The following is a 1,604-nucleotide window of genomic DNA, read 5'->3' as shown; positions in this document are numbered from 1 at the left end:
CGCCGGGAAGCCGGCGGGGCAGTTGTGCATACTATGCTTTTTTCGTCCGTCTGCGGATGCCGTCTGGCAGGTGGTCGGACCACGGCAGCAAGTCGTTCATCGCCGTCTGGTCGTCAGTCTGGATGTTGGGTAGCCGTTCGAACAGGTACTCCAGGTACAAGTACGGATCCAAGCCGTTCTCCTTGGCCGTCTCTACCAGACTGTACGCGATGGCGCTGGCCCTCGCACCCCGTGGCGTGTTCGCGAACAAGAAATTCTTCCGGCCGATCACGAACCGCTTGATGGACCGCTCGCTCCGATTGTTGTCCAACTCCAGATGCCCGTCCTCCAGGAACACCGTCAGCTTCGGCCATTGGTTGAGGCAATACGAAACCGCCTGCCCCAAGGTACTCTTGGGCAGTACCTGTTCGCTCTGCGCCCGGAGCCATGCCACAAACTCGTCCAGCACCGGCCGACTTAACTTCTGCCGCTGTGCGTGACGTTGTTCTGGATCCATGTCCTTCAGTGCGCGTTCAATCTTAAATAACCGATTGCAGTATTCCAATCCTATCCTGGCCGCTGTCGGTTTCTTTCGCTCCTCTGCCGGGAGCGCGGTGTGTGCCTCGTGAAACTTACGTCTGGCGTGTGCCCAACACCCGACCAGCTTGACACCCGGAATGTCGTGGTACCCGCTGTACCCGTCCACGTGCAGGTAGCCCCCGAATCCCTCGAGAAATCGCCTTGGGTGCTCCTTCGAACGGGTCTCCTGGTAGTCGAACAGGACAATCGCTGGCCCATCCTGACCGCTTCGGTACAACCACATGTACGAGGTTGTTTCAGCCGATCGCCCCGGCTCATGCAGAACCTGCAGCGTTGTCTCATCCGCATGGAGGTACCGACGCTTCAGAAGTTCCTCGTGCAACCGGTTGTACATGAGTTCGAGCCACCGCGTCGTCCCCAACACCACCCAGTTCGCCAAGGTCTGACGTGTTAACTGCAGGCCTTGCCGGGCAAACTGCTGCTCCAGACGGTACAGCGGCAAACCGTCCACGTATTTCTTGTCTATCACATACGCCAGCATCGAGGCGGACGCCAGGCTGCCCGGAATGGGTGGCTTGGGCATCTGCGCCTTGACCATAGGCGTTTCCGTCCCCTGCTGGTCACACGTCCGGCATGCATATTGTTGCTGGACATGTTCGCGTACCTTCGTCTGCGCCGGGATGTGGATGAGCTCGCGACGGATCTCGACACCCGCCTCGCTCATGACATCGCCGCAACACGGACAGATCCGTTCTTCTTCCGACAGACGGTACTCCACCCGCTCCACTGGAAGATCGGCAAGCATGGCGTCCCGTTGTCCAGGCTGCTTCTTGCGTCGCTGGTACGTCACCGTCTCGAAGGTAGGTTCTTCTTCCTCAGGCTGTGCCTCCGCCTCAGCCTCGTTGAACACCAGGTCCAAGCGCAATTGGTCGTCCGTCGTGCGTTCGCTGGACTTCCCGAATTGTCGATGGCGGGCCAGACGAAGCTGTTCCAGCAGGAGTTTCACCTGCTTCTTTAGCTCCGCGATTTCCTTCTCTTGCGCTTCGCAGCGTGCCTGCAGGGTTTCCAGTTGGTTGAGGGTGTCC

At 59.3% G+C, this 1,604-nt stretch carries 1 protein-coding gene; it reads right to left on the bottom strand.

Features of this window, described 5'->3' with window-relative positions:
• Nucleotides 1-31: 31 nt before the first annotated feature.
• On the bottom strand, nucleotides 32-1,588 hold the full coding sequence (gene tnpC, locus J3481_RS14295) for an IS66 family transposase (protein ID WP_206882517.1): 1,557 nt from the start codon (nucleotides 1,586-1,588) through the stop codon (nucleotides 32-34).
• Nucleotides 1,589-1,604: the final 16 nt, after the last annotated feature.

This window comes from Alicyclobacillus fructus (assembly GCF_017329605.1).
Classification (GTDB): domain Bacteria; phylum Bacillota; class Bacilli; order Alicyclobacillales; family Alicyclobacillaceae; genus Alicyclobacillus; species Alicyclobacillus fructus.
The sequence above is the reverse complement of the archived record's forward strand: the minus strand, read 5'-3'. Positions and strand labels throughout refer to the sequence as shown.